The 4867-nt window shown below is 61.2% G+C and carries 4 protein-coding genes; all 4 read left to right on the plus strand.

Annotation, left to right across the window (positions count from 1 at the left end; translation table 11 throughout):
• Positions 1-181: 181 nt before the first annotated feature.
• A complete protein-coding gene (locus QRN48_RS03660) occupies positions 182-760 on the plus strand; it encodes an NUDIX hydrolase (RefSeq protein WP_037009296.1) in 579 nt (192 codons plus the stop codon).
• 130 nt (positions 761-890) lie between these two features.
• Entirely contained in the window at positions 891-1460 is a 570-nt protein-coding gene (locus QRN48_RS03665; RefSeq protein WP_285348971.1) for a sigma-70 family RNA polymerase sigma factor, read from the plus strand.
• 45 nt (positions 1461-1505) lie between these two features.
• Entirely contained in the window at positions 1506-3200 is a 1695-nt protein-coding gene (locus QRN48_RS03670; protein WP_285348972.1) for a multidrug ABC transporter permease/ATP-binding protein, read from the plus strand.
• Positions 3201-3362: 162 nt separating this feature from the next.
• Complete coding sequence (locus tag QRN48_RS03675) at positions 3363-4697, plus strand: lysine N(6)-hydroxylase/L-ornithine N(5)-oxygenase family protein (protein WP_285348974.1); 1335 nt, start codon at positions 3363-3365, stop codon at positions 4695-4697.
• The last annotated feature ends 170 nt before the right edge of the window (positions 4698-4867 follow it).

Genomic DNA, 4867 nt, shown 5'->3' on the forward strand with positions numbered 1-4867 from the left:
ACCCGCGCCAGACGCAAAACCTGTAGGAGCCGGCTTGCTGGCGAACCCGGTGGTCCACTCACCCCAGCTATGCCTGACACAATAGATAGCCAGCAATCCGGCGCCTGCACGGTGATCGGGTTAAATCAGCGCGATCGCCGTTTGAATCCAGATCAAAAAAACGCATTTCTCAAGGACTGTCATGCCATCCCATTTCATTCGCATCACCGACGAACAACTGCTCTCAGACAATTGGTACGTGCTCAAAAAATACAGCTTCGAACTGCAACGCCGCGATGGCACCTGGCAACAGCAGACCCGTGAGGTCTATGACCGAGGCAATGGTGCGACCATTCTGTTGTACAACCTTGAGCAGCGCACGGTGGTGCTGACCCGCCAGTTCCGCATGCCGGCGTTCGTCAACGACCACAATGGCTACCTGATCGAAGCCGCAGCCGGCTTGCTGGACAACGCCAGCCCCGAAGAGCGCATTCGCCTGGAAGCCGAGGAAGAAACCGGCTACGTCGTGCGCTCGGTTAAGAAGATTTTCGACGCATTCATGAGCCCCGGTTCGGTCACCGAGCGCATTCACTTTTTCATCGGCGAATACCAGCCGGACGACCGGGTCAGCGAAGGTGGCGGGCTGGAAGAGGAGGGCGAAGACATCGAAGTGCTGGAGCTGGATTTCGATCGCGCCATTGCCATGGTCGCCAGCGGGGAGATTGCCGACGGCAAAACCATCATGCTTCTGCAGTACCTGGAGCTGCGCTTGATGCGGTGATGCAAGTGCTCTGAGCACGACCGCCAACAGCGCGTAAAAGTTTCACCAATCGGTAAACTTTCTTACGTTGCAATGAGAATCGTTTGCGTTATCCTTCGCATTCCTTTTGTAACCAGGGATGTCGAACAAGATGGATTTTCGCCCTGCAATCAGCCAGCCGCGCCGGCTCGGCTCATCGGCTTTAGGCGCCATCCATGCCGCGCGAGATGCGCGTCTCGACGCACTGATGGGCGCCTACCACACCCACCGCGAGGCGCTGTTGCGCCTGGCTGCAAAACTCCTCGGCTGCCGCGCCCGGGCAGAAGACGTGGTGCAGGACGCTTTCGTGAAGATGCTCGAAAGCGACCTGGCATCGAAGGAACCTGCGCGCTACATGTTTCGCGTCGTGCGCAACTTGTCCATCGACCGCCTTCGCCGCCAGCGTCTCGAACGCAACCACGGCGTCGAGGCCGAGCAGGAAGAGCAGATACGTTTCGAGGTGTCCCCCGAGCGGGTGCTGGCGGGTCGCGAATCGCTTGATCAACTGGTCGGCGCGCTCAACGAGCTGCCCAAGCGCATGCGCATTGTCTTCGACCTCAGCCAGATCCAGGGCTACACCCAGCGCGACGTGGCCAAGGTCATCGGCACTTCGCCGACGATGGTCAACTTCCTCCTGCGCGACACCCTGTCTCACTGCCGTGCGCGGCTCGGCGAGATCTAGGCACTGCCGCGTCATGTCCCCCGTTTTCACTGCCCGGAGTCATCCATGAAATTAATTCGTCTGGTCTTCCAGCAATACCGCTGGCCGCTTGCCTGGGTGCTGCTGCTCAGCGTCAGCAGCGGGCTGTTGAGCGTCGGCGTGATTGCCTTCGTCAATCAGCGAATGATCAGCAGCCACGACGGCCTTGGCACTGCGCTGTGGCAGTTCGGCCTGATGCTCGCCGTGCTGCTGGCGCTCGCGTCCGGGGCGTCTTTATCGCTGACCGCGCTGGGGCACCGTTTCGTCTACGGCCTGCGCCGAGTGATGGTCAAGCGCCTGCTGGACACCAACATCGAGCGCATCGAATCCATTGGCGGCGCGAAGATCTTCGCCAGTCTGTCCAGTGACATCCGCGCGGTGACCATGGCGTTCGTGCAGTTGCCGGACCTGATATACGGCTCGGTCCTCAGCGTCGCGTCATTCAGTTATCTCGCCTGGCTTTCGCCCTCGCTGTTCATCACCACCTTGTGCTGGATGGCGTTCACGCTGGGGGTGGGTTGGTTGCTGGTGGGCAAGCTCAACGCGCACATCCGCGCCCTGCGCGAGTCGGAAGACAAGCTTTACCAGAGCTATCAGGGCGTGATTGACGGGCGCAAGGAGTTGACTCTGAACCGTGACCGCGCGCGTCGGCTGTACGAAGAGACCTTTGATGTCGCGGCGCAGCGCTACCGCGAGCATTTCACCCTGGCTGACCGTTACCACGGCCTGGCCAGCAATTGGGCCAACATCATGGTGCTGGGCACCATCGGCCTGGCGTTTTATCTGGCCAACGGGCTGGGCTGGGCGCCCACCGAAGTCGCGGCCACTTACGCGCTGACCGTGCTGTTCATGCGCACGCCGTTGGTCTTGGCGGTGGCGGCGATCCCGGCGCAGATCTCCGGGCGCGTGGCGCTGGACAAGGTCGAGTCGCTGGCCCTGGCCGAGCACCACGAAAGCTTCGACGTCGCCCCCACGCACATCGCTGGCCAGTGGCAGACGCTGGAACTGCGCGATGTCGAATACCACTACCCCGCGCAGGGCGACGAACCCGGCTTTGATGTCGGCCCCGTGAACCTGACGCTGCGCCGTGGCGAAACCGTGTTTCTCATGGGCGGCAACGGTAGCGGTAAATCCAGCCTGGCGCGACTGCTCAGCGGGCTTTATCGACCTTCAGCGGGCGCGATCCTGGTCGATGGCCAGGTGATCGGCTCCGAGGACTGGATGGCCTACCGTCAGCTCTTCGCCAGCGTCTTCACCGACTTCCATCTGTTCGCCCAACTGCTCGGCGCAGACGGGCAAAACGCCGACAGGACCGACATTGACCACTGGCTTGAACAGCTGCACATGAAGCACAAGGTGCAGCTCGGCGACGGTCACTTGCTCGACACGCGGTTCTCCCAGGGCCAGCGCAAGCGTCTTGCGCTGATGCTGGCGCTGCTGGAGAAGCGCGACATTCTCTTGCTGGACGAATGGGCCGCCGATCAAGACCCGCTGTTCCGCCGCTTCTTCTACCGCGAGCTGCTGCCGATGTTCAAAAAGGCCGGCATCACGGTGTTTGCCATCAGCCATGACGATCAGTATTTCGATCTCGCCGACCGGCTGGTGAAGATGGAGTCCGGGCAGCTCAGCGAGCTGCAGGGCGATCGCCGCGAAAACGCCAGTCGCGATGCGGTGGAGGAGATCGGCGCGGCGTATCAGATGAAAACCGTAAAGGCTTTGTAAATTTTTCGACGACGAGGACTAAACAGCCGTCAGCCTCAGTCGTCATGTTAATGAGAATCAGTCTTAACCATTTTGATGCGTGTGAACTGCCATCCGGCGCCGGCGACCTTGCCGCCAGGCCTGCCGGAGTCGATCGCGCATCGCGCCTTACGAGAGGGAAGCATGGAACTCGTCTACGACTTCATCGGCATCGGTTTCGGCCCGTCGAACCTGGCTTTGGCCATCGCCACCCAGGAGCATGCCCAGCGCAGTGGTCTGGCGCCCCACGTGTGTTTCCTCGAAAAAAAGCCGGCGTTCAACTGGCACGAAGGCATGCTGATTGACGGCTCCACCATGCAGATTTCCTTCCTTAAGGACCTGGTCACGCTGCGCAATCCGGCCAGTCGTTTTACCTTCGTCAATTACCTGAACGAGCGCGGCCGTCTGCAGGACTTCATCAACCTCAAGACCTTTTTCCCGACCCGCGAGGAATACACCGATTACCTGAGCTGGGCCGCGTCGCATTTCAACGAACAGGTCCAGTACGGCGCCGAAGTGATGTCGGTCGAGCCGTACTTTGAAGACGGCCGCTTCGTGGCGATGGATGTGCTGTCGCGTGACAAAAACGGTGAGGTCTGCCGCCGTCGCGCGCGCAACCTGGTGTTCGGTATCGGCGGTATTCCCCAGGCGCCGGCGGCGTTCGACGGTCTGGAGGATGCTCGTGTGCTGCACTCGGCAGGCTATCGCGGCGGCATCGAAAAGCTCCTCGCCAATCGGCCCGGGCCGCTGCGTGTGGCAGTGGTCGGTGGCGGGCAGAGCGCGGCGGAAATCTTTGAAGACCTGGCCTCGCGCTTCGACAACGTCGAGGCCACGCTGGTGATCCGCGGCAGCGCGCTGAAGCCGTCCGATGACAGCCCCTTCGTCAATCAGATCTTCAACCCGTCGTTCACCGACACCATTTTCAACCACAGCCAGGAGCGTCGCGTCGCGCTGTTCGACGAGTTTCGCAACACTAACTATTCGGTGGTCGACACCGACCTGATCGAGACCATCTTCCAGCGCATGTACCAGCAGAAAGTGCGCGGCGAAGAGCGCCACCGCATGCTCACCAATCGCGAAGTGGTACACGCCGAGGTTGCCAGCGATGGCATTGAGCTGTTCCTGCGCGATGCACCCCATGACCAGATGCACAGCGAAACTTTCGACGTGGTGGTGCTTGCCACTGGATACCGTCGCGACTACCACCTGGAACTGCTGACCGGCATTCAGGGCTGCATTCAGGGCGCCAGTGTCGACCGTCACTATCGCTTGCCCCTGACCGCCGGCAGTGAGGCGGGGGTGTTTCTGCAAGGTTGCTGCGAAGACAGCCACGGCTTGAGCGACACCCTGTTGTCGGTGCTGGCGATCCGTTCCCAGGAGGTTGTCGAATCGATCTTCGGCGACCAGCAACAGCCGTGTTCGGCGCGCACGGCCCAGGCTTCAACGCAGCCGCGTGTGGCGCTGAAACTGGCCCGCTGAGCAGGGTCCGAAAGCCCTTCGCGTGAAGCCCTTCGGCTAAAGCCGGGCTGGCGGCGCGAGGGTCGTCATAGCGGTGATCCTTGAAGGTTGCCCACTCTTTTTCCACAACGTTGCGGACGGCCTTCGGGCCACCTGCGGGTTGAGCCTTGCCGATACAAACAGGTGAATGA

The organism is Pseudomonas sp. ME-P-057 (assembly GCF_030208975.1).
GTDB lineage: Bacteria > Pseudomonadota > Gammaproteobacteria > Pseudomonadales > Pseudomonadaceae > Aquipseudomonas > Aquipseudomonas lutea.

Coding starts and splice junctions, on each gene's coding strand:
- QRN48_RS03670 (WP_285348972.1), top strand. CDS start 1,506: ATGAAATTAATTCGTCTGGTCTTCCAGCAATACCGCTGGCCGCTTGCC.
- QRN48_RS03665 (WP_285348971.1), top strand. CDS start 891: ATGGATTTTCGCCCTGCAATCAGCCAGCCGCGCCGGCTCGGCTCATCG.
- QRN48_RS03675 (WP_285348974.1), top strand. CDS start 3,363: ATGGAACTCGTCTACGACTTCATCGGCATCGGTTTCGGCCCGTCGAAC.
- QRN48_RS03660 (WP_037009296.1), top strand. CDS start 182: ATGCCATCCCATTTCATTCGCATCACCGACGAACAACTGCTCTCAGAC.